Origin of the sequence: Williamsia herbipolensis (assembly GCF_000964005.1) — a bacterium.
Lineage (GTDB): Bacteria > Actinomycetota > Actinomycetes > Mycobacteriales > Mycobacteriaceae > Williamsia_A > Williamsia_A herbipolensis.
In genome coordinates this window covers 96794-118101 of the sequence record NZ_JXYP01000023.1, presented here as the reverse complement: position 1 = coordinate 118101, position 21308 = coordinate 96794, and the positions used below count along the sequence as shown (strand labels likewise).

Genomic DNA, 21308 nt, shown 5'->3' with positions numbered 1-21308 from the left:
TGGTAGACACTGTCTATGCATGCTGCTCAGTGGTGGTGTCGGCACGTCCTCGTCGGGCCCGCGCTGCGGGTGTGGCATCGCCCCCGGGTGATCGGGGGCCAACACCTCCGGCGGCGGGGTGCGGTGATCCTCGCGGCCAATCACCTCGCCGCCTGCGACTCGTTCCACCTCGCCCTCGCCGCGCGCCGACCGGTGTTCTTCCTGGCGAAGAGCGACTACTTCGATCAGCCGGGGACGGGTGGCGCGCTACGCCGCAGATTCTTTCTGGCGGTCGGTCAGATCCGCGTCGACCGTTCCGGTGGATCGGGTTCGGCGCCGGCACTCGCCGCGGCGCAGGAGGTGCTCACCGCCGGCGAGGCCTGGGCGATCCATCCCGAGGGGACGCGGTCGCCCGACGGCCGGGTGCACCGCGGCCGGACCGGTGCCGTCCGTGTCGCCGCACTGACCGGCGCTCCGATCGTGCCCGTGGCGATCTCCGGCACCGTCGGTCGCAGGTGGGGACGACGGCGCGTGACGATCCGTGCGCTGCCCCCGATCCGGGTGGCGCCCACCGACGACGTGCGCGAGAAGACCGACGAGCTCATGCGGATGATCGCGACGTCCGTCGGGGTGCCGTACGTGGATCGGTATGCGCGTCCGCGCTCGGCCGCCGACGCCGCCGCGATCTCCGATCACTAAGCTCTCGGCGTGGCCACATTCGAGTTCGTCGAGTCCCCTCTGCTGTCCCGATCGACGATCGACAGGGCCGACGAGATCCGGCACGACACCGAGTTGTTGGCCGGTGCGTGGCCGCAGGCGAAGGTTCTGGAGATCGACCCCGAGGGCCGCTACGGCGTGGGGGAGAACGGACTGCGCTGGCGTCCCGCGCTCGATGTCGCCCCCGAGATCCCCGCAACCGCCGTCCTGTTGGGCATCGACGACGGCGTGTACCTGTGGGCGATCAGGGTCCCCTCCGTCGAGGGGCGCACCGCCGACGCACGGCGCAGCGCGGGCAGGCTCAGCGGTGACGAAGCGGGCCTGGTCAGCACCGCGTTGGGGATGCTGAACTGGCATGACGCCGCGGCCTTCTCGCCGGTCGACGGCAATCCCACCGAGCCGGTCAAGGCCGGCTGGACCCGACGCAACACCGTCACCGGCCGCGAGGAGTTCCCCCGTACCGACGCCGCCATCATCACCGTCGTCCACGACGGCGCCGACCACGTCCTGCTGGGCCGGCAGTCGGGGTGGCCCGAGAAGTGGTTCTCCACCTTCGCGGGCTTCGTCGAGCCGGGTGAGTCCCTCGAACAGTGCGTGGTCCGCGAACTGCACGAGGAGACCGGCCTCGACGTCTTCGAGCCGCGGTACCTCGGCAGCCAGCCCTGGCCGTTCCCGCGGTCGCTCATGCTCGGCTTCGAGGCCCGTGCCGACCGCGACCAGCCGCTGAACTTCCTCGACGGTGAGATCACCGAGGCCATCTGGTTCCCGCGCGAGGAGGTGTTGGCCGCGTTGGCCAGCGGGGACGAGTGGCTCCGCGGTCAGGGCGAACCGGGGCAGAGCGATGCCGACGCAGGACCTGATGCGCCGCGCCTGCGTCTACCCGGGTCGATCTCGATCGCCCGCCAGCTGGTCACCGCCTGGGCGCACGACAAGGACTGACCGACCCCGCGCGGGTCGGCCGGTGCGTCGCTCAGACGCCGAGCTTGGCCTTCACCTCGCGCACCGAGGGGTTGGTGGCGGTGGAGCCGTCGGCGAATTTCAGCGTCGGCACCACGTGGTTGCCGTTGTTGACGCTGCCGACGAACTCGGCGGCCGAGGGATCGGCCTCGATGTCGATCTCGGTCCATTCGATGCCCTCGCTGCGCAGGCCGGTCTTCAACCGGGCGCAGAAGCCGCACCACGAGGTCGTGTACATGGTCAGGGCGGAGTTCTCGCTGCTCATGGCCGGTCCAACGTCTCGGCACGGTGTCCTTGTTCCCGGTGGGCCGTCACCGGCTGTCGCACCTCGTTGCGATACTGGGAGCCATGAGCACGCTCGACGGCCTCGATCCCGAACAACAGGCCGCAGTCCTCGCACCGCGCGGACCGGTCTGCGTGCTGGCCGGCGCGGGGACCGGCAAGACCCGCACCATCACCCGCCGCATCGCCCATCTCGTGACCGAGGGACACGTACGCGGTGGTCAGGTCCTCGCGGTGACGTTCACCGCACGCGCAGCGGGGGAGATGCGCGGTCGCCTGCGGTCGCTGGGCCTGGCCGAATCGGGCAACACCGTGCAGGCGATGACCTTCCACGCCGCGGCGATGCGACAACTGCGCTATTTCTGGCCCCAGGCGATCGGCGACACCCGCTGGGAACTGCTCGACAACAAGTTCCCGGTGGTCTCCCGCGCCGCCCGTCGCGCGGGACTCGACACCTCCACCGAGACGCTGCGCGACCTGTCGTCGGAGATCGAGTGGGCCAAGGCCTCGCTCATCGGCTACGAGGAGTACGCCTCGGCGGTCGCGGCGCGCCGCCGCGAGACGCCGCAGGCCCCGGAGAAGGTGGCTGCCGTCTACGAGGCCTACGAGGAGGCGAAGATCTCCCACGACGGTGACCGCCTGCTCGACTTCGACGACCTTCTGTTGATGACGACGGCCATCCTGCGTGAGAACGACGGCGTCGCCGAGGAGTTCCGCGACCGCTACCGCTGCTTCGTCGTCGACGAGTACCAGGACGTCACACCCGCGCAGCAGGGCCTGCTCGACGCGTGGCTCGGCGCGCGCGACGACCTCACCGTCGTCGGCGACGCGAACCAGACCATCTACACCTTCACCGGGGCCAGCCCGAAGTACCTCCTCGACTTCACCCGTCGGTTCCCCGACGCCGAGATGGTGCGCCTCGAACGCGATTACCGCTCCACCCCGCAGGTGGTCGGGCTGGCCAACCGTGCGATCGGCGCGGCGCGCGGTCGGGTGGCGGGCACGCGACTGGCCCTGGTCGGTCAGCGCCCACCGGGACCCGACCCCGAGTTCGCCGAGTACGACGACGAGCCGGCCGAGGCCGCCGGGGTCACGGCGCGGATCAAGAAACTTCTGGCGCAGGGGGTCCCGGCCGCGGAGATCGCCATCCTCTACCGCGTGAACGCGCAGTCGCAGGCCCATGAGGACGCGCTGACGGCGGCGGGGATCGCCTACCAGGTGCGCGGCGGCGAGGCGTTCTTCCAGCGGGCCGAGATCCGACAGGCGATGCGGGCGATCTCCTCGGCCGCGGCCCGCGATGACCTGCCCGAGGACGCCGACCTGGTCACCCTGGTCCGTGCGGTGCTGGTGCCGTTGGGTCTCACCGACGCCGAGCCGACAGGCACCCAGGCGCGTCAGCGGTGGGAGTCGTTGCGCGCGTTGGTGACCCTCGCCGAGGACCTCCGCACCGACGTACCCGACATCGACCTCGCCGGCCTGGCCACCGAGCTCGCCGCCCGCTCTCAGGCCCGGCAACCGCCCACCGTCCAGGGGGTGACGCTGTCGTCGTTGCACGCGGCGAAGGGCCTCGAGTGGGACGCGGTGTTCCTCGTCAACGTCACCGACGGGTCGCTGCCGATCAACCAGGCCATCAACGGCGCCGACGAGGACGTCGAGGAGGAACGACGCCTCTTCTATGTGGGGATCACCCGTGCGCGTGAGCACCTGCACATCTCCTGGGCGCTGTCGCGTGGCGAGGGAGGACGCAAGAGCCGCCGCCGATCCCGATTCCTGGTCGACCTCGTCCCCGACGACTCGCCGGCCTCACGGATCGCCGAACCCGTGCGCCAGCGCAAGCGTCCACAGTGCCGAGTGTGCGGCAAACAGTTGCTCGGCAAGACCGCGTCACTGCTCGGTCGATGCGAGAGCTGCCCGAGCAACCTCGACGAGGACCTGTTCATCGCGCTGAAGGAGTGGCGCAGCGAACAGGCCAAGGAACAGAAGGTGCCCGCGTTCGTGGTGTTCTCCGACAACACCCTCATCGCCATCGCCGAACAGCGCCCGGCCGATGTGGCGGCCCTCGTCGCCATCCCGGGCATCGGGGCGAAGAAGCTCGATCAGTACGGCGAGATGTTGCTCGGGTTGGTCGCCAGTACCGGTTGACCGGCGAAACCGCAGGTCAAAAAAAGGTTGTGCGATCGGCGAACGATCTTCTAGTCTTTCTCACATCAGTACGGGAGAGGTTGCATCAGCGATGTCGAGCGTAGATGCGAACACACAGAAGGGAGTGGATCAGTGAACAACGCAATCGTCACCACCGCGGCATCGACCGCGTCGGCACAACCCTGCATCGCAGGCACGCGTCATCGTCACGTCTACTCCTGGGTGTCCGCGCCTCGCGCGGCGGCACACGCCGTCGCCGGCGCCCCGCGCTTCGCCCTGGCAGCAGGCAATCACGCAGCCCACGACGCACGAGCCGAGCGCCCCGCGATTCCCGTACCTCGACCACCTCTCACGAGCTGAGCACAGCTCGACCGAGAACACGAGGCCACGGCGAATCGCAGATGCGAACCCCGTGGCCTTTCTTGTGAACCGGTGAGAACACCCACAAGTGACGCCCGGGTTGGCAATCCACAACCAACCGAACGACCACGTCACACACAGTGGAGGACACACCGATGACCGCGCCGACAACCCCGTCGACCGATCCGACCAGCACCTACCCGATCGGCGATCTCGCCGTGGCCCGCGCCGCGATCGTCACCGAGACCCGTCTGCCCTGCCGGGTGGCCGACCCCGATCTCTGGTTCGCCGAGAGCCCCAGCGACCTCGAGCAGGCGAAGGCCCTCTGCGCCGAGTGCCCGTTGCGGCGTGAGTGCCTCGACTCGGCGCTCGACCGTGGCGAGCCGTGGGGCGTATGGGGTGGCGAGATCTTCTCCGAAGGTGTCGTCATCGCCCGCAAGCGCCCGCGTGGGCGGCCGCGCAAGCACCCGGTCGCCGCATGAGGGATCACAGAAGTGGGTGTCAGGCCGACAGGCAGTCTCAGGCCGACAGGCCGAGAAATGTCTCAGGCCGACAGGCCGGGCACCCACTTCTCCATGATCCGGCGATACGGCGCCTCGGCGTCGAGCTGCGCGGCGATGCCGACGCAGCCACCCAGCACACGGAACACCATGACGTACTCGGGTGGCACGTTCAGATGCCGCGAGGTCTTGTACACGTCACCGCGCAGATCGGTCGCCTTGCCGACCGCGCGCTGCAACCACTTTCGCGTGAAGTGGAACGAATCCGCCATCAACGGATCGACATACGCCTTCAGATAGCGCTCGATGTCCTGCGGCGTCACCTTGTCGCGGTTGCTGCCGAGGATGAACTTCGCGTCGATCATCGCCTGCACGAGACCGTCGAACTCCTGATCACGCGCCAGACGCAGGATCTTCCCCGTCTCCGCGGGCAATCCGTTCGGATAGTGGCCCACCGCACCGAAATCGAAGACCGCGAGACGTCCGTCGTCGAGGATCTGGAAGTTCCCGGGATGCGGATCGCCGTGCAACAGCCCCACACGTGCCGGCGAGGAGATCTCGAACTCCGCGAGCTTGGCCGCGACATCGTCGCGCTGCTCCTTGGTGCCCGATGAGATGATCTGCGCCAGAGGAGTTCCCGTGACCCACTCGCTCACGACCACCTTCGGGGCGCTCGCGACGATCTTCGGGATCACGAAGTCGGGGTCGCCGTCGAACTCGGCGGCGAACGCCCGCTGGTTGTTCGCCTCACCCACGTAGTCGAGTTCGTCCTCGGTGCGCGCGATGAGCTCGTCGACCAGCGCCCGTACGTCGGTGCCCGGCGTCATCCGCTGCATCAGACTCGACATGCGCGACAACGTCTTCAGGTCCGCGCGCAACGCGTGATCGGCGCCGGGGTACTGGATCTTCACCGCCACCTCGCGGCCGTCGGACCAGGTGCCGCGGTGGACCTGACCGATGCTCGCCGAGGCGGCAGGCGTGTCGGAGAACTCGGTGAAGCGCTTGCGCCACCCGGTCCCGAGCTGGGAGTCGAGAACCTGGTGCACCTTCTTGATGGGCATCGGCGGAGCCTCGGCCTGCAGCTTCGTCAGCGCCTCGCGGAACGGCTCGCCGTACTCGTCGGGGACCGCGGCTTCCATCACCGACAGGGCCTGGCCCACTTTCATGGCGCCGCCCTTGAGTTCACCGAGGACCGTGAACAGCTGTTCGGCGGCCTTCTCCATGAATTCCTGGTTGATCTCGTCCTTGTCGCCGCCGGCGAGGCGCTTGCCGAACCCGGCCGCGGCCCGACCCGCCATGCCCAGCGGGAGCGTCGCGAGTTTGGCGTTGCGCCGCCCGCGCCCCTCGGTGATGTCAGCCATGCACCTATCCCTTCCGACTGACCCCCAGGATAGTTCACCGGCGAAACAAGCAACTGCACAGCGGGTGCGGCTCCCAGCGTCGGACGCGTAACCGCGCAGGCTGCGGCAGGTATTCGAGGGTGTGGTCGATGATCTGCGGTGCCGTGGACTCGACGCGGGAACCGTCGGGTGCGGGCGGTGACCGCCGCAGACCGTGCCCGACCTGCTCGATCTGCTCCATCGCCAGGGCCGCTGTGGCCGCGACCGTCGCCGCGCTCGCGTGACCCACCTGGCCGATCATCTGACCCGCGACGAGCGGCCACCCCGGATCACGGTCGGCCCGGTGGTGATCGGCACAGCGCAGACAGCTGGTGCGGCCGGGCAGGACCAGCGGACCGATGATCCCGCTGCCGTCGCGCAGACGGACGGGCATGTGGGCGATGCCGCGTGACATGAGGCCGCCGACGATGGCCGGGTCGTGGGAGAGGTGGTCGGTGAGCACGACGAGGCCCTCGTCCCACGACGCCAACGGGGCGTCGGCCGCCCCTTGGGCCGTGCGCGGACGTTGCGCGGACACCGTCATCGGGATGGACGCCTCGCGCAGCAACGTCGTCAGGCGCGTGGTGAGCGGGCCGCGGCCGTGTAACCGCACCCGCAGCGACCGGGCGTGCTCGGTGGCATCGGGTTCGGCGACCATCCCGGCGTCACGCAGGCGATCGAGCAGATCGCGCGTGACCTGCTCGTCGAGCCCCCATCGGCCCGCGGTCCGTCGGATCTCGGTGGGCGTGCGCGCGGTGGCGAGGAACCGCAGGAACGCGACGACGTCGTCGGCGCGCAGGGTGGTGGGCAGCTGGATCACCAGACCCCGGTCGGGGTCGCAGCCGACCTGGATACAACCGTTGCCGCGGTGGACCACCGGGGTGCCCGTCCGCAGCGCCGTGAGGGTGTCGTGTCGTGCCATGGGCAGACGATGTCACCGCCGCCGGGCCCGACGCCGCGACCTGCACGGGTTATCCACAGGTCGACGTCGCCGACCGGTGGTGTGGATGGGCTAGCGCTCGGTGTCGCCCGAGCCCGTCGGATCTTCCCCGTCGGTGTCGGTGTCGGTGTCCTTCTCCCCGGACGACTCCGACTCCGACTTCGCCTCGCGAGCAGCGGCCTCGTCGGCCATCGTCTTCTCGAGCTCGGCCATCGGGTCGTCGAACGAGCTGACGTCGCCGCCGATGACCCGGTCGATGAACCCGGCGGGGGAGTCGATGTCGTCGCCGTCGGGCATGAGATCAGGGTGGGCCCAGATGCCGTCGCGGGTGGCGACGTCGCTGCTGGTGAGCAGCTTCTCCCACAGATCGGCCGCCTCCCGGAGCTTGCGGGGGCGCAGTTCGAGACCGACGAGCGTCGCGAAGGTCTGCTCGGCTGGCCCGCCGCTCGCACGCCGACGGCGCACGGTCTCGGCGAGTGCTCCCGCGGCGGGGATGCGGTCGGCGAGGGCGTGGGCGACGACGTGTTCCACCCAGCCCTCGATGAGCGCGAGCAAGGTCTCGAGCCGCGCCAAAGCCGCCTTCTGTTCGGGCGTGGTCGTGGGCTCGAACGAGGTGCCCGACGCCATCAACTCCTCGATCTTGGCGGGGTTCGACAGCAGTTCGGTCGGGTCGATGCCGTTCGCGGCCTCCTGGATGCCGGAGAAATCGACGGTGATCCCGCGGGCGTACTCCTCGACGGTCGCGAGCAGACGCTGGCGCAACCACGGCACATGCGCGAACAGACGGACGTGTGCGGCCTCGCGCGCGGCGAAGAAGACGATGATCTCCTGCGCCGGCTGTTCGAGCCCGTCGGCGAACGCGGCGATCGCCTCGGGCAGCAGCACCGCGGTGCCGGTCGGCGCGAGCGGCAGGCCCACATCCGACGACGTCAGCACCTCTTTGGCCAGCTGGCCGAGACCCTGGCCGAGCTGCGTGCCGAACGCCATGCCGCCCATCTGGTTCAGCATGCCCATCATCGGGCCGGCGAACTGCTGGGCCTCGGCGGGCAGACCCGCACTCAACGTGCCCGCGATCTGTGTGGCGACCGGGTCACACAGCACCTTCCATGTGGGAAGCGTCTCCTCGAGCCACTGCACGGGCGTCCAGGCGACCGATGTCGTGACACCGGCGGGCAGGGTGGTGGCGCCGTCGAGCCAGACCTCCACGAGACGGACGGCGTCGGTGACCGCCGACTCCTGGCCCGCGTCGATCGGGGTGAAGTCGCCGATCTGCTGTCGGGCGAGGCTGGTGGCCACCTGGTAATTGACCGGTCCACCGCCGCCCGAGCCCGTTCCCGCGCCCATGCCGCTGATCATCGACCCGAGTTGAGACAGCATCTGCCCCAGCGCATTCGGGTCGAAACCGCCTGCGCCGCCGCCGGCTCCGCCGAACCCGAACGGGTCCGATCCCGGCGCGCCACCCGACGAGGAGTCGCCGCGTTTGCGCGCGGCGTCGTCGTCGCCGTCGTCGCTGGACGATCTGAAACCGAAGGGCAGGTCATTCATGCCGTCCACGGTACCGGCGGAAGCGCCGCCACCGAGGTCACGAGCAGGCGGCAATCGGGGGTTTCGCTGTCAGCGGAGATGACGCCCGCGGGCCGGTGGTCGCCTTCGGCGCGGGCTGACCGTAACCGTTCTGCCCGGCTGCACGCGTCCGTAGTTTCAGCGCCGAAGTGCACCAGGCCGTCGCGATCGACGGCCTCGATAGGCGGAGAACCACACGTGAAGACCCTTTTCGACCTCCCCCGTGGCCGACGGGGTAGCCGTCTGACGGCGCTCGCCGCCGCGATGGCCATCGTCTCGGCCTCGGCCGGGCTGTTCGCCCCGGCGGCATCGGCGCAACCGGTCGCCCTGAACGGCCTGTTCGCCCTCGACGGCGGCGTGTGCTCGGGCGGTTCGGTGACCGGCTCCTTCTTCCGCATGATCCTGCCCGCCGGATCGACCAGCGGTCCGTTCCTGTCCAACAGCGACTCGGGGTGCTCCGACAAGACGGTGACCCCGCTCGCCGCGGGCACCGACGGCGGTCTGACCTCGGGCACCTACCAGGCGCAGCCCGCGCAGGCGTTCGACGGCAGCGGCAACGCCGTGTCGGGCCGCGTCACCCGGCCGGTCAAGTTCTACGGCGTCGGGTTCGCGACGGCCACCAACCCGACCGACCCGCAGACCGGCTCGGCCGCCGCGCTCCCGCAACTGCGCGCCGACGGCACCAGCCTCACCGGTGACCTGAGCAGCTTCGGCGTCACCTGGAACAAGCAGGTGTTCAACCAGGGCGCACCGAAGCCGGGCGGCGGACTGCCGGGCAAGACCTCCGCGGTCCGCGGAACCATCGACCGCACCACCGGTGCGTTCGTGATCGAGTGGACGAGCCAGATCGTCGGAGGCCCCTTCAACAACTTCACCGGCCTGTGGCACCTCGCCGGCACCTACCGGGGCTCGGGCCTCGGTGGCGCGCCGGCGGCGGCCGCACCCGCTTCCGCACCTGTACCCGGCGCCCCCACGACGACGTCGGCACCCGCTGCACCGGCACCCGGGCAGCCTGCACCGGCAGCAGGCGGGGCCACTGCGGCCGCCGCGCCGGCCGCAGCCGCACCCGCGGCGGTGAGCGGTGACCCCGCGTTGGCCGCGAAGACGATCGAGGTGTCGGACTCGTCGAGCCCCCGGTGGCTGTTGCCGCTGCTGGTGGTGGTGACCGCGATCGCGACCGCGCTGCTCACCAACGCCGATCGGCTGTTCCGCCGGCGCAGTGCTCGATGAGCGCTCGCGCGCAGCGCCCGATGACCGCCCACCCGCGGTGAGCGTGACCGAACGGCACGACGCCGTCCTGCCGTCGTATCCGGGGGAGGGGCGCGGCGACGCGGAGTCGGTGCCGACGCCGGTCCCCGGCGACGCGGGGGCACGGTTGCGCCGGTGGCCATGGGTTCTCGTGCTGCTGCTCGGTGCGGTGCTGACCGTCGCGCCGCTGGCCGGGGGCATGTTCTACCCGGCAGCCCAGGGCCAGGCCATGATCGGCGCCTTCGAGCCCTACATGACGACCGATCGTCTCGACGGCTTCCGCGCAGACCTCGACCGACTCGCCGTCGCACGTGCGGCCACGGTGCGTCTCGACGCGGCCAACCGGATCGACGCCGGACGGTTCCCGCAGGTCGCCGGGTTCCAGACGCGGTTTGGCGACATCGACGCCGACATGACCGGGCTGCTCGATCGGATCGATTCCGCGCGTGGCGATTTCGGGAGCCTGGCGGCGATGCGTCCGTTGGACGTCATCCCGTTCGTGCCGGTCGGCGCGGGACTGCTGCTGATCGGGGCCGGGGTGTGGGGGCTGCGTCGCGGACACACCGTGCCCGGCCGGATCGGCGCGGCCGCGCTCGTCCTCGCGGTCGCCGCCGGCCTCGTCGTCTACCCGGTGGCCACGTCGATGGTGTCGCACTCGCGGGCCGCGAGTCCGTTGCTCGATCGCTTCGACGGTGTCGTCACCGCCGGGAAGGTCCGCGACGTCCAGGGCTACTTCGTCGTCCTCGTCGGGGCGGTCGGACAGATCGACAGCAGCTATCGCGATGCGGTCGACACCCCCGTCTCGTCGCGCGCCGACCTCGCCGGCGTCGACGATCTCAGCGCCTCGTGGCAACGGATGTCGTCGGATTTCGCCGGTCTGATCGGGACCTTGAACGACAACGTGAAGAACTACGCCGGCGTCGCCCGGCTCGACCACCGCACCGATGCCCTGGGCGTCGGCGCATTCGCCCTGCTGCCCTGGTTCCTCATCGGATCAGGGGTGCTCGCCGGCCTTTTCGGCGCGGCGGGCGCACTGGGCCGCACCGCACGACGCACGACAGGAGCACGATGACCCTCTCCCTTCCCGCCCGGGTGCGACCGCGTTCGGCCCGGACGAGCCATCGCCGGCGAACGCTGCCGACGTTCGTGGTGGCGCTCGCGCTCGGCGCAGGCCTGCTCGCCGCATGTGGATCGAATTCCGGTGCGCCCGCGCAATCCGGCGACCTCGTGGGCCTGCTGCGGCTGACGCCCGGCGCGGTGTCCGGCGACACGGTCACCGGATCGTGGTTCTCGATGGTGCAACCCGGCGGTACGCCCGAGAAGGGACCGTTCATGCCCAATGGGGACTCGCCGGCGAAGGGCGGCACCGTCACCCTCCTGTCCCCGGGGAGCGAGGGCGGCCTGCGCGTCGGCGGCTACCAGTCCGAACCGACCCCCGCATTCCGGGACGGGAACGCCCTCGCGGGGTCGATCATGGCGCCCACCAAGTTCTTCGGTGTGGAGTTCGGTGCCTCGACGAACCCGATCGATCCCCAGACTCGCAACGCGGTGGTGGCGCCCTCGGTGCGCAACGAGGGCGGAAAGCTCACGGCGAACCTCACCGCGTGGTCGGCGTCGTGGAACAACCAGGAGTTCAACCAGGGCGCCCCGAAGGCGCCGGCGAAAGCCGGTCCGGCCGTCCCCGGCGTCGCGCAGGCCACCCGCGCGTGGGACTGGGTGTCGCAGAAGTGGTTCGGGCAGAGCGCGGTCTCGGCCGGTGACGGGCCTCCGGCCACCGGCACCTACGACAGTGGCACGCGCGCATACACATTGGAGTGGACCAGTCTCATCGTAGGCGGTCCGTTCAACGGCTTCACCGGCGTGTGGCACCTCGAGGGTGTCTACGAACCGCAGGCAGCCGCCCCGTCGACCGCACCGCCGTCCGCGTGAGCCCCGCCGACCACGTGGATGCCGCCGCCCAACACTCGAGAGAGAGCTTTGACGTGAGCCACGACGACCCGATCACCGAGGAGATCCCGGCCCAGCCCGCGGCCCGCCGCCGCCCGTCGGCGCCGACGGTGGTGCGTGCGCTGTCGGGCATCACGGTCCTCGCCGTACTGGCCTCGGCCACCTGGTACGCCGACGCCGGTCGGCGGGTGGTGGTCACGACACCGGCCGTCGCGCAGCAGGCGGCCGTGGTGGCGCCCGCGTCACCCCCTGCCGGTGCTGCCCAGGGGGCCGCGACGCCGACATCGCCGAGGCCCGCACCGGCGGCGCCTGCCGCGAACGCCCCGGCCGCCGCGGTGGCCATCACCCCGGGTGGCGGTGGGGCGACACTGCCCGGTGCCACCGCCATCACGCCCGGTACCGGCGCGAACCCGGCCACGCCCATCGCCCCCGGCGCCCCGGGATCATCGACACAGATCGGTGCGGGCGGGGCGGGTCTGTCGGTCGCACCGATCACCGAGCAGGCGGCGTGCCCCATCGGACTGCCGAAACCCGACAAGACCGGCGGTCTGTCGTCGATCGTCGAGCTCTCGCCGATGTTCGGGCCGTTCGCGTCCGAGGTCTTCGCCCTCGGCCCGGCGATCCAGCCGCTCATGCAGCTCGCCGGTCCGTTCCTCGCCGAACTCGAACCGGTGATCCACCAGAACCTCCCGTGGCTCACCCCCATCCTGAACCAGATCGCGGGCGCCGGAACGGTGGTGCTGCAGGCGATCCTGCCGTTCTACGGTCCCTACCGCGACCAGTTCATCGCCGCCGAGGGGCGATGGGCTGCGGCCGTCGCCCCGGCGCTCGCCTCGGCCTATCAGTCGCCGGCCGCAGCCTGCCTCACCGCCTTCGAGGGGCAGTTGATCCGTTCGGCGAAGGGGAACCGGGTGACCGCGCCGTCGCTGGCGCACCCGGGGCGCGTGGTCACCCTCGGACCTCGACGCTGACGGGCGGGTCCCGCGCAACCTCTACTGTGGTCGACGTGAGAGTTGTCCCGGCGAATCGGCGAATGGTGACGCTGGCCGTCACCCTGGTGCTGCTGGTGGTGTTGGTCGTCGTCGGCGCGTTCGTCCGGGTGCCCTACGTCAGTCTCGGACCGGGCCCCACCGTGAACACCCTCGGTGCCGTCGGACAGACCCCCGTCGTGAAGATCTCCGGCGCCCCCGTCCGCGCGACCGACGGCAACCTCAACCTCACGACGGTGTCGGTGACCGATCAGCTGACCCTGTTCCAGGCCATCGGGATGTGGTTCTCGGGTCGCGACTCGCTGCAGCCGCGTGAAGAGGTCTTCCCCCCGGGGCAGAGCACCGAGGAGACCCGTCGCCAGGATCAGCAACAGATGGGCGGGTCGGAGGACTCGGCCACCATCGCCGCGTTGCGGTACCTGAAGCGGCCGACGGAGCTCACGGTGACCGTGGACCCCAAGGGGCCGGCGGCGGCGAGCCTGAAGACGGGCGACCGGGTCGTGAGCGTGAACGGCGCGGCGGTCTCCACCTCGGACGAACTGCGTGACGCGGTCTCGAAGCTGAAGCCCGGCGCCGTGGTCACCCTCGGTGTACCGAACACCGCCGCGAGCGTGCCCGCGGGAACCCCGACGCCGGTCGAGCATCGGCGCGTCACCCTCGGTGCGCGCCCCGGCGACACCGGCAAGGGTTATCTGGGCGTCACCCCCGAGGTCGTCAACGCCGACCCGTCGCTGCGGATCGACTTCAACGTCGGCGACATCGGCGGCCCCTCGGCCGGGCTGATGCTCACCCTGGCCGTCATCGACAAGCTCGGCACCACCGATCTCACCGGCGGCAAGTTCATCGCCGGTACCGGCACCATCAGCGATTCCGGCGAGGTGGGCGAGATCGGCGGCATCACCCACAAGACCCTGGCCGCGCGCGAGGCCGGCGCCACCGACTTCCTCGTGCCCGCGGGCAACTGTGCCGAGGCGCGATCCGACGTCCCCGACGGCCTACGCCTGGTGCGGGTCGACACCCTGTCCGACGCGATCGGCGAACTCGCCGCGATCCGCGACGGAAAGAACGTCACCCGGTGCTGAGCACACCGCGGGTGCCGGGTTCAGAAGTCCTCGGGGTCGTTCTCGAGGGTGGTCGTGAGCGCGGCGATGAGGTTGGGCGCGAGTTCGGGGTGGGCGAGCAGCTCGACGGGCGCGTCCTCCTCGCCGAGCGGCGGCCGCAGCTGCAGCAGACACAGGTTCTGACCACCGCGCAGGACCGCGGCCACCAGACGCGCCTCGTTCGCCTCGGGGTGTTCGAGCGCGGTCTGGCGAGCGGCCTCGTCGGCGGCGTCGCGGTCGGCCAGCAGGGGCACGAGCGCCTCGTCGAGATCGGTCTCGGCCTCGGGTGGCAACACGATGATCTCCTGCACCAGCACGCATCCCGCGACGGTGCCCGGCCAGCTGGTGGTGCCCAGGACGTGTTCGAGCTCGGTCATGCCGCTGTCCTCGGAGACCGGCAGCGGGTCCTGTTCGACGAGCGTCAACTCGGTCTCGTCGAGGGAGTCGACGAGGTCGGGCTGTGCCTGCATCACCAGCGCGGTGGGCACGAGCGCGAACAGCACGGGAGGCTGTCCCCATCCGTTGGCGTCGACGAACTCGACGACCTCGCGTACGGCGACGCCGAGGGCGTCGGATGACAGTGGCGGCAGACTGTGGTCGGTCACCGGCCCATCCTGTCACCGCGAACGCGGCAGGTCCGTCACCGGCGGTCGCGAGCACGAGGCCTCCTCGCCGAGGTGGCCGTCAGTAAAGTGTTGGCAAAGCAGCTCCGTGGCCGTCTGGCGCGGGACCATGAGTGGGAGTGTGAGACGTGAACGTACGGGGTCCGGCAGGAATGCCGACACTGTCGAGGCGGAGCAAGATTCTGATCGGGGTCGCCGTCGCCCTCCTGGTCATCCTGCTGGTGGGGCCGCGTCTGATCGGGCTCTACACCGATCTGCTGTGGTTCGACGATCTCGGTTACAGCAATGTCTTCTCCACCATCATCTGGACGCGGGTGGCGTTGTTCTTCATCGTCGGGTTCGTCGCCGGGGCGATCGTGTTCGGCGCCCTTGCCCTGGCGTATCGGTCCCGACCGGTCTTCGTGCCCACCAGTGGCCCGGGCGACCCGATCGCGCGGTACCGCGCCGTCGTCATGACCCGCATCCGCTGGTTCGCGATCGTGCCCGCGCTGATCATCGGTCTGCTCTCGGGTCTGGTGGCGCAGGGGTCGTGGGCGACGGTCCAGACGTTCCTGCACGGCGAGTCGTTCGGCGTGAAGGACCCGCAGTTCAACTACGACGTCAGTTTCTACGCGTTCGATCTGCCGTTCTTCCGTTTCGTGCTGAACTTCCTGTTCGTGCTGCTGGTCGTCGCGTTCATCGCGAGTCTGGTGACGCACTACATCTTCGGTGGCATCGCGCTCAACGGGCGCAACGGCACGCTCACCAAGGCCGCGCGTATCCAGCTGGCCGTCATCGCGGGACTCTTCCTGCTGCTCAAGGCAGTTGCCTACTGGTTCGACCGGTACACGCTGCTCTCGAGCACCCGTAAGCAGGAGATCTTCACCGGTGCGAGCTACACCGACATCAACGCGGTGTTGCCCTCGAAGCTGATCCTTCTGGCCATCGCGGTCATCTGTGCCGCCGCGTTCTTCGGTGGCATCGTGCTCCGCGATCTCCGTGTCCCCGCTCTCGCGACGGCGTTGATGCTGTTGTCGGCGTTGGTGATCGGTGTCGGGTGGCCGTTGGTGATGGAGCAGTTCTCCGTCAAGCCCAACGCCGCGCAGAAGGAATCGGAGTTCATCGGGCGCAACATCAGCGCCACCGAGGCGGCGTACAAGATCGGCGACGACAACGTCAAGTACCAGACCGACTGGACCCAGCAGCCCGCGGTGCAGCAGGCCGTCGACAACGACCGCGCGACGCTGTCGAACATCCGCCTGCTCGACCCGAACGTGATCTCCGAGGCGTTCACGCAGCTGCAGCAGGGCGCGAACTTCTACGGGTTCCCGTCGCAGCTCGCGATCGACCGCTACCGCGTGAACAACGAACTGCGCGACTACATCGTCGCGGTGCGTGAACTCGATCCGAGCCGGTTCGCCGAGAACCAGCAGAACTGGATCAACAAGCACACCGTCTACACCCACGGCAACGGGTTCGTCGCCTCGCCGGCGAACCGGACCGCCCAGGCGGCGTCCTCGGGCACCGACGTCAACAACGGCGGACAGCCGGAGTTCGACGTCAGCGACCTCGAGAACATCAACAGCGCCGACTACAAGGCCAACGCGCCCATCAAGGTCACACAGCCGCGAATCTACTTCGGCGAGTTGATCTCCAAGGTCAATCCCGACTACGCGATCGTCGGGTCGGACGGCGGCCAGGGCGTCGAGTACGACACCGCCAACTCGCCGCGCTACACCTACACCGGCGACGCCGGCGTCTCGCTGGGCAACATCTTCAACCGCCTCGCGTACTCCATCAAGTACACCGAGCGGAACATCCTGCTCTCGGGTGCGATCAACAAGAACTCGAAGATCATCTACAACCGCGACCCCCGCGACCGCGTGAAGAAGGCGGCGCCGTGGCTCACGGTCGATTCGAAGACCTACCCGGCCGTGATGAGCGACGGGTCGATCCAGTGGATCGTCGACGGGTACACCACGCTCGACAACTACCCGTACGCGCAGAAGACGTCGCTGCAGGACGCCACCACCGACGCCCAGGAACTGAACCAGGGCCAGACCGGTCGTACGCAGATCAACAAGCAGATCGCCTACGTCCGCAACTCGGTGAAGGCCACGGTCGACGCGTACACCGGCAAGGTGACGCTCTACCAGTTCGACGACAAGGATCCGGTCCTCAAGACCTGGATGAAGGTGTTCCCGGGCTCGGTCAAGTCGCGCGCGGACTTCGACAAGAACACCAGCCTCGTGGAGCACGTGCGGTATCCGGAGGACCTGTTCAAGATCCAGCGGACGCTGCTCGAGAAGTACCACGTGAAGGATCCGCAGACGTTCTTCCAGGGCAACGCCTTCTGGTCGGTCCCGACCGATCCGACCGATCCGAACGCCGTCACCCAGGGGCTCGATCAGCCGCCGTACTACTTCGTGGCGGCCGACCCGCGGACGGGCAACGCAACCTTCCAGCTGACGAGCGTGCTCAACGCCCTCAACCGGGACTTCCTGGCGTCGTACATGACGGTGTCGTCGAACCCGGACAGCTATGGGCAGATGACCGTGCGGGAGGTCCCGCTCAACCCGCAGCGCGAGGGCCCGAAGCAGGCGTTCTCGGCGATGTCGACGTTCGGTCAGGTCAACGAGGATCTGCGTAACCTGCAGAGCTCGGCCAACGTCCGGTTCGGCAATCTGCTCACACTCCCGGTGGGGCAGAACGGGATCCTCAACGTGGTGCCGCTCTACGCCCAGGCGAAGAACGACGCGACGTTCCCACGCCTGTACCGCGTGATCGTCCGCTACCGCGCCTCGAGCAACCAGCCGATCACCATCGGCTACGCGCCGACGATCGGTGAGGCGCTCGCCCAGGCCGGCATCAGCCGCGCCAACGCGACCGATCCCAGCTCGGTCCCGGACGGTCAGGACACCGGCGAGCAGAACGGCCAGACGGGTCAGAACGGCCAGACGGGCCAGAACGGCCAGACGGGCCAGAACGGCCAGGCTCAGGTGCCCACCACGGCCCCGAGTTCGACACCGCCGTCATCGAGCGCCGCACCCAGCGGCGGCTCGAACGCCGACCGGGACGCCGCGGTCGCCGAGCTGAACGGCGCCATCGACGCGCTGCAGCAGGCGCAGAACTCGGGCAACTTCACCCAGTACGGGCAGGCGCTCGATCGCCTCCGTGCGGCGACCGAGAGGTACGAAGCACTCCCCAAGTGACCGCCTTCCCGGTCGTCGTTGATCAGACGGCGGCCGGGAACTAGCGTTCCTGCGATGGCGATGCCCGACGTCGGAGTCGACTGGCTGCTCGACGCCGATCCCACGCTGCGATGGCAGGTCGAGCGCGACGTCGTCGGTGCGCCGAGTGCCGTCTGGGAGGCGACACGGGCCCGCACCACGGTCGAGGGCCACGGGGCCCGTCTGCTGGCGCTGCAGGACCACGACGGGCAGTGGGCGGGCGGTGCGTTCTTCCCGGCCGGGTTCGTCGACAGTGGTGGTGACGGCCAGCCGTGGACGGCGACGACGTGGAGCCTGACCACCCTGCGGGAGTGGGGCGTCGACGCCGAACCGCTGCGACGGCGCGGGACCGCAGAGCTCCTCGCCGCAAACGCCCGATGGGAGTACGACGATCTGCCCTACTGGGGTGGTGAGGTGGATGCGTGCATCAACGCCATGACGCTCGCCAACGGACAGTGGCTCGGGGCCGACGTCGCAGCGCTCGTGGACTGGTTCGCCGAACACCAGCTCGCCGACGGGGGATGGAACTGCGAATGGGTCGAGGGCGCGCAGCGTTCCTCGTTCCACTCGACCCTGAACTCGCTGCGCGGCCTGCTGTCCTACGAGATCGCGACCGGCGACATTCGCGTCGCGTCGATCCGTCGAGCAGGCGAGGAGTACCTGTTGTCGCGCAACCTGTTCCGCAGGGCGAGCACGGGTGAGGTCGTCGGCCCGTGGGCGACCCGGTTCGTGTACCCGGCGCGGTGGGTCTACAGCGTGCTCGGCGCCGCCGATCACCTCCGGATGGCCGCCTCCGTGGACGGCGTCGGTCCCGACCCGCGGATGGCCGACGCGATCGCTCTCATCCGCGCTGCCCGCCGCGACGACGGGACGTGGCTGCAGGGTGGCCGCCATCCCGGCGCGGTGTGGTTCCAGACCGACGTCCCGCCCGGCGAACCGTCCCGCTGGCTGACGCTCATCGGGACCCGAGTTCTGGCCTGGTGGGACGACCATCACCGCTGATGCCGCAGCTCAGGGCGCGATTTGCAGTCTGCGCGAGCCGCTGTGTAACGTTGTGTTCACCCGACGCGGGGTGGAGCAGCTCGGTAGCTCGCTGGGCTCATAACCCAGAGGTCGCAGGTTCAAATCCTGTCCCCGCTACTAGGTAAGAGACCCTCGGAGTTCGCTCCGAGGGTCTCTTTCGTTATGTGATCGGTGGTCTCGGTCAGTCCGCGGTGACCCCGATCTGCCAGCTGACGCCGAAGCGGTCCTGTACCCAGCCGAACGGCCCGAATCCGTAGTCGCCCAGCGGCATGAACTCCTGGCCGTCCTCCGACAGCGCGGTGAACACGCGACGCTGATCGTCCTCGGTGTCGCAGTCGACCCAGATCGACATCGCCGGCGTGACATCCCATGCATGGGTGATCGCCGAGTCGCTGCACCGGATCCGCAGCCCGGCCACCTCGAACTCGGCGAGGAACACCGTGCCCTCGCCTCCGGGCTCGTCCGCGCTTCGGCGACGATCCGAGATGACCCGACCGTCGAAGATGCGGACGTAGGCGGACATGGCGGCGGCCGCCACACTGTCGGACGACGGTTGGAAGGTCAGGAACGGGAGGGCTCGCATCGGCTCATCCTAGGGACGGCGTAGGTCGCAGGGGCACGGTCAGGCTGGGCGCCGGGTCCCCTGGTGAGTCCGCCCCAGAGCGGGCACGGCAGCGCCGAGGACGCCGCGGATGAGACCCTTGGTCATGTCGGCCAGGTCGAAGTAATCGCGCCACAGTGTGATTCGTCCGTCGGTCACCTCGAAGACGCCGCACACCCAGAACTGCAGCCGCACCGGCCCGAAGGTCAACGCATCGGTGCGCTCGTTCATCACCGTCGATCCGTTCGACGTCGAACGATGCACGATCACGTCGAACGCGACCCGGCCCTCCATCCGTCGGAAGAGGGCCATCGTCCGTCGGGACCCGCAGATGGTGGGCAACCCGACGTTCTCGTACACGAGGTCGTCGGCGAGAAGCGCTGCGGCGGCGTCGAAGTCCTCATCGCGAAGAGCGTGGAGAAAATCGGTGACGACCATCGCGTGGTCGGTGGTGTCCGTGACTATGTCGGTGTCCATGCGTCCACCATCGCACTTCGATGGCGCGACTCGCGAGGTCTCGATCCGGATTCGGTCGTGCGGAGAGGTAAGGATCTTGGTACGCTTTGGTACCGAACCGGCATGGCGCCGATTCATCGAGAGGAGTCGGTCATGGGAAGTGTCGCCACCACCATCGCGCAGATCATCGCAGCGCCGTTCATCGGCATCGGTGCCATCGGAGCGATCGCCGCGGGCATCGCGATCCTCATCGGCGGGTACGTGTTCCACATCGGCTGAACTGCCGTGAATCAGGAAGTCGGCAGACATTTGCCTTGTACAGAGTGGTGGCGGCTGTAGTGCCGGCGACCATTGGACTACTTGTCCGCGGTGTTCCACGATGAACGTGTGGACGCCGCCGATCTCGAGCGCGCCGGAACGGCGATAGCGGCTGGTCGACGCCATTCTGTCGGGCGGCGTTCGGACGGAACGGTTGTGGCGGTCGGCAACGGTGCCGCAGGCGAGTGCGATGTCAGCGGTTGGCGCGACGTGGTGTCGGTCGCAGTGGGGAACGTGCACTCAGCAAAGAACACCGGGCGTTCGCACACGGTGGGCCTGCGGTCGGACGGCTCTGTTGTCACGTCAGGCTGGAACGGCAACGGACAGTGCAGCGCAAATGACTGGCGAGGCATCGTCGCGGTGGCGGCAGGCTGGCGAACGACTCTCGGGCTCCGCTCCGATGGAACAGTCCTTGCGACCGGTCGACGTGACGAGGGCCAGTGTCAGGTGGACGCGTGGCACGGAGTAACCGGTCTTTCATGTGGCGATTGGCACTCTGTCGCAGTGCGGGGCGACGGAACTGTTGTCGCCGCGGGTGCCAATCGGCGAGGTCAGTGCGCGGTCGGCCATTGGAGCAACGTCACAGCGGTGGCAGCCGGCTCTATGCACACAATCGGCCTGCGCGCCGACGGCTGCGTTCTCGCCACAGGATCACCAGACGCAGGCGCCCGCAGTGTTGACCGATGGGCTGACATCTTCCATTTGGACGCAGGTAGCCACCACTGCGTCGGTCTCACCGTCGATGGGCGTGCTGTCGCTGCCGGCGATAACAGCCACGGTCAATGCGATGTGGGCAAATGGAGTGGCCTCGTGGCCGTCGCTGCTGGGTCTACGCACACCCTGGGGCTCCGTGTCGACGGAACTGTTGTGAGTGCCGGCGAGAACGGTGACGGTCAGTGCAACGTGGATGCGTGGACTCAGGTTGAGACGGTTTGCGGGCCACCACAGTCAGAAGCCGCTCGACGTTGTTGAGAC

General features: G+C 69.1%; 20 protein-coding genes and 1 tRNA gene. 14 read left to right on the top strand and 7 right to left on the bottom strand.

The features are described 5' to 3' along the window. The first annotated feature begins 15 nt into the window (after nucleotides 1-15). Nucleotides 16-678, top strand: coding sequence for a lysophospholipid acyltransferase family protein (locus tag TU34_RS14320; RefSeq protein ID WP_045823563.1), 663 nt, complete (start codon nucleotides 16-18; stop codon nucleotides 676-678). A 9-nt stretch (nucleotides 679-687) separates the two neighbouring features. After that, a complete protein-coding gene (nudC, locus tag TU34_RS14315; RefSeq protein WP_045823562.1) occupies nucleotides 688-1635 on the top strand; it encodes an NAD(+) diphosphatase in 948 nt (315 codons plus the stop codon). Nucleotides 1636-1666: 31 nt separating this feature from the next. Here the strand turns inward: nudC and TU34_RS14310 are convergent, their stop codons facing one another. Then, a complete protein-coding gene (locus TU34_RS14310; RefSeq protein ID WP_045823561.1) occupies nucleotides 1667-1918 on the bottom strand; it encodes a mycoredoxin in 252 nt (83 codons plus the stop codon). 83 nt (nucleotides 1919-2001) lie between these two features. Here TU34_RS14310 and TU34_RS14305 point away from each other — a divergent pair, with 83 nt between their 5' ends. Continuing rightward, nucleotides 2002-4077: an ATP-dependent DNA helicase UvrD2 gene (locus TU34_RS14305; protein WP_045823560.1), complete on the top strand. Its 2076-nt coding sequence runs from the start codon at nucleotides 2002-2004 to the stop codon at nucleotides 4075-4077. A 515-nt stretch (nucleotides 4078-4592) separates the two neighbouring features. Continuing rightward, nucleotides 4593-4919: a WhiB family transcriptional regulator gene (locus tag TU34_RS14300; RefSeq protein WP_082080300.1), complete on the top strand. Its 327-nt coding sequence runs from the start codon at nucleotides 4593-4595 to the stop codon at nucleotides 4917-4919. Between the two features lie 62 nt (nucleotides 4920-4981). Here TU34_RS14300 and TU34_RS14295 read toward each other — a convergent pair whose 3' ends face one another. The 3 genes from TU34_RS14295 to TU34_RS14285 all read right to left on the bottom strand — a co-directional run bounded on the left by TU34_RS14295 (nucleotide 4982) and on the right by TU34_RS14285 (nucleotide 8801). Next, entirely contained in the window at nucleotides 4982-6298 is a 1317-nt protein-coding gene (locus TU34_RS14295) for an ABC1 kinase family protein (RefSeq protein ID WP_045823559.1), read from the bottom strand. Between the two features lie 34 nt (nucleotides 6299-6332). Continuing rightward, nucleotides 6333-7238, bottom strand: coding sequence for a hypothetical protein (locus TU34_RS14290; RefSeq protein WP_045823558.1), 906 nt, complete (start codon nucleotides 7236-7238; stop codon nucleotides 6333-6335). 90 nt (nucleotides 7239-7328) lie between these two features. Beyond that, on the bottom strand, nucleotides 7329-8801 hold the full coding sequence (locus TU34_RS14285) for a zinc-dependent metalloprotease (RefSeq protein ID WP_045823599.1): 1473 nt from the start codon (nucleotides 8799-8801) through the stop codon (nucleotides 7329-7331). 282 nt (nucleotides 8802-9083) lie between these two features. On the opposite strand from TU34_RS14285, the gene TU34_RS14280 reads away from it, so the two are divergent. From TU34_RS14280 to TU34_RS14260, 5 genes are all read left to right on the top strand, one after another. Beyond that, complete coding sequence (locus TU34_RS14280) at nucleotides 9084-10049, top strand: hypothetical protein (protein ID WP_045823598.1); 966 nt, start codon at nucleotides 9084-9086, stop codon at nucleotides 10047-10049. A 43-nt stretch (nucleotides 10050-10092) separates the two neighbouring features. Next, nucleotides 10093-11139, top strand: a complete 1047-nt coding sequence (locus TU34_RS14275; RefSeq protein ID WP_150116532.1) for a hypothetical protein — start codon at nucleotides 10093-10095, stop codon at nucleotides 11137-11139. Continuing rightward, on the top strand, nucleotides 11136-11996 hold the full coding sequence (locus TU34_RS14270; RefSeq protein WP_238981315.1) for a hypothetical protein: 861 nt from the start codon (nucleotides 11136-11138) through the stop codon (nucleotides 11994-11996). Before TU34_RS14275 ends, TU34_RS14270 begins: the two co-directional genes overlap by 4 nt. Before the next feature lie 53 nt (nucleotides 11997-12049). Then, nucleotides 12050-12985 (top strand): hypothetical protein, encoded by a 936-nt coding sequence (locus tag TU34_RS23585; protein WP_052688940.1) that lies wholly within the window; start codon nucleotides 12050-12052, stop codon nucleotides 12983-12985. 62 nt (nucleotides 12986-13047) lie between these two features. After that, a complete protein-coding gene (locus tag TU34_RS14260; protein ID WP_045823556.1) occupies nucleotides 13048-14085 on the top strand; it encodes a YlbL family protein in 1038 nt (345 codons plus the stop codon). 20 nt (nucleotides 14086-14105) lie between these two features. On the opposite strand, the gene TU34_RS14255 is transcribed toward TU34_RS14260, so the two are convergent. Continuing rightward, nucleotides 14106-14708: a PPA1309 family protein gene (locus TU34_RS14255; RefSeq protein ID WP_045823555.1), complete on the bottom strand. Its 603-nt coding sequence runs from the start codon at nucleotides 14706-14708 to the stop codon at nucleotides 14106-14108. 170 nt (nucleotides 14709-14878) lie between these two features. Here TU34_RS14255 and TU34_RS14250 point away from each other — a divergent pair, with 170 nt between their 5' ends. From TU34_RS14250 to TU34_RS14240, 3 genes are all read left to right on the top strand, one after another. Further along, nucleotides 14879-17917, top strand: a complete 3039-nt coding sequence (locus TU34_RS14250) for a UPF0182 family protein (RefSeq protein ID WP_238981314.1) — start codon at nucleotides 14879-14881, stop codon at nucleotides 17915-17917. A gap of 54 nt (nucleotides 17918-17971) precedes the next feature. Next, a complete protein-coding gene (locus TU34_RS14245) occupies nucleotides 17972-18937 on the top strand; it encodes a prenyltransferase/squalene oxidase repeat-containing protein (protein WP_045823553.1) in 966 nt (321 codons plus the stop codon). A 64-nt stretch (nucleotides 18938-19001) separates the two neighbouring features. Further along, nucleotides 19002-19075: transfer RNA gene (locus TU34_RS14240), tRNA-Met, on the top strand. Nucleotides 19076-19139: 64 nt separating this feature from the next. On the opposite strand, the gene TU34_RS14235 is transcribed toward TU34_RS14240, so the two are convergent. After that, on the bottom strand, nucleotides 19140-19541 hold the full coding sequence (locus TU34_RS14235) for a VOC family protein (RefSeq protein ID WP_045823552.1): 402 nt from the start codon (nucleotides 19539-19541) through the stop codon (nucleotides 19140-19142). A 39-nt stretch (nucleotides 19542-19580) separates the two neighbouring features. Then, nucleotides 19581-20036, bottom strand: a complete 456-nt coding sequence (locus TU34_RS14230; RefSeq protein WP_045823551.1) for a limonene-1,2-epoxide hydrolase family protein — start codon at nucleotides 20034-20036, stop codon at nucleotides 19581-19583. Between the two features lie 132 nt (nucleotides 20037-20168). On the opposite strand from TU34_RS14230, the gene TU34_RS24500 reads away from it, so the two are divergent. Then, complete coding sequence (locus TU34_RS24500) at nucleotides 20169-20294, top strand: hypothetical protein (RefSeq protein WP_268810454.1); 126 nt, start codon at nucleotides 20169-20171, stop codon at nucleotides 20292-20294. 90 nt (nucleotides 20295-20384) lie between these two features. Beyond that, a complete protein-coding gene (locus TU34_RS23030; protein ID WP_338063001.1) occupies nucleotides 20385-21305 on the top strand; it encodes an RCC1 domain-containing protein in 921 nt (306 codons plus the stop codon). Nucleotides 21306-21308: the final 3 nt, after the last annotated feature.

Bases quoted from the DNA above. Each gene is read 5' to 3' on its own strand.
- TU34_RS14235 (WP_045823552.1), bottom strand. From the start codon at position 19,541: ATGCGAGCCCTCCCGTTCCTGACCTTCCAACCGTCGTCCGACAGTGTG.
- TU34_RS14320 (WP_045823563.1), top strand. From the start codon at position 16: ATGCATGCTGCTCAGTGGTGGTGTCGGCACGTCCTCGTCGGGCCCGCG.
- TU34_RS14290 (WP_045823558.1), bottom strand. From the start codon at position 7,238: ATGGCACGACACGACACCCTCACGGCGCTGCGGACGGGCACCCCGGTG.
- TU34_RS24500 (WP_268810454.1), top strand. From the start codon at position 20,169: ATGGGAAGTGTCGCCACCACCATCGCGCAGATCATCGCAGCGCCGTTC.
- TU34_RS14245 (WP_045823553.1), top strand. From the start codon at position 17,972: ATGGCGATGCCCGACGTCGGAGTCGACTGGCTGCTCGACGCCGATCCC.
- TU34_RS14295 (WP_045823559.1), bottom strand. From the start codon at position 6,298: ATGGCTGACATCACCGAGGGGCGCGGGCGGCGCAACGCCAAACTCGCG.
- TU34_RS14270 (WP_238981315.1), top strand. From the start codon at position 11,136: ATGACCCTCTCCCTTCCCGCCCGGGTGCGACCGCGTTCGGCCCGGACG.
- TU34_RS14230 (WP_045823551.1), bottom strand. From the start codon at position 20,036: ATGGACACCGACATAGTCACGGACACCACCGACCACGCGATGGTCGTC.
- TU34_RS14250 (WP_238981314.1), top strand. From the start codon at position 14,879: ATGCCGACACTGTCGAGGCGGAGCAAGATTCTGATCGGGGTCGCCGTC.
- TU34_RS14280 (WP_045823598.1), top strand. From the start codon at position 9,084: ATGGCCATCGTCTCGGCCTCGGCCGGGCTGTTCGCCCCGGCGGCATCG.
- TU34_RS14260 (WP_045823556.1), top strand. From the start codon at position 13,048: ATGGTGACGCTGGCCGTCACCCTGGTGCTGCTGGTGGTGTTGGTCGTC.
- TU34_RS14285 (WP_045823599.1), bottom strand. From the start codon at position 8,801: ATGAATGACCTGCCCTTCGGTTTCAGATCGTCCAGCGACGACGGCGAC.
- TU34_RS14310 (WP_045823561.1), bottom strand. From the start codon at position 1,918: ATGAGCAGCGAGAACTCCGCCCTGACCATGTACACGACCTCGTGGTGC.
- TU34_RS14305 (WP_045823560.1), top strand. From the start codon at position 2,002: ATGAGCACGCTCGACGGCCTCGATCCCGAACAACAGGCCGCAGTCCTC.
- TU34_RS14300 (WP_082080300.1), top strand. From the start codon at position 4,593: ATGACCGCGCCGACAACCCCGTCGACCGATCCGACCAGCACCTACCCG.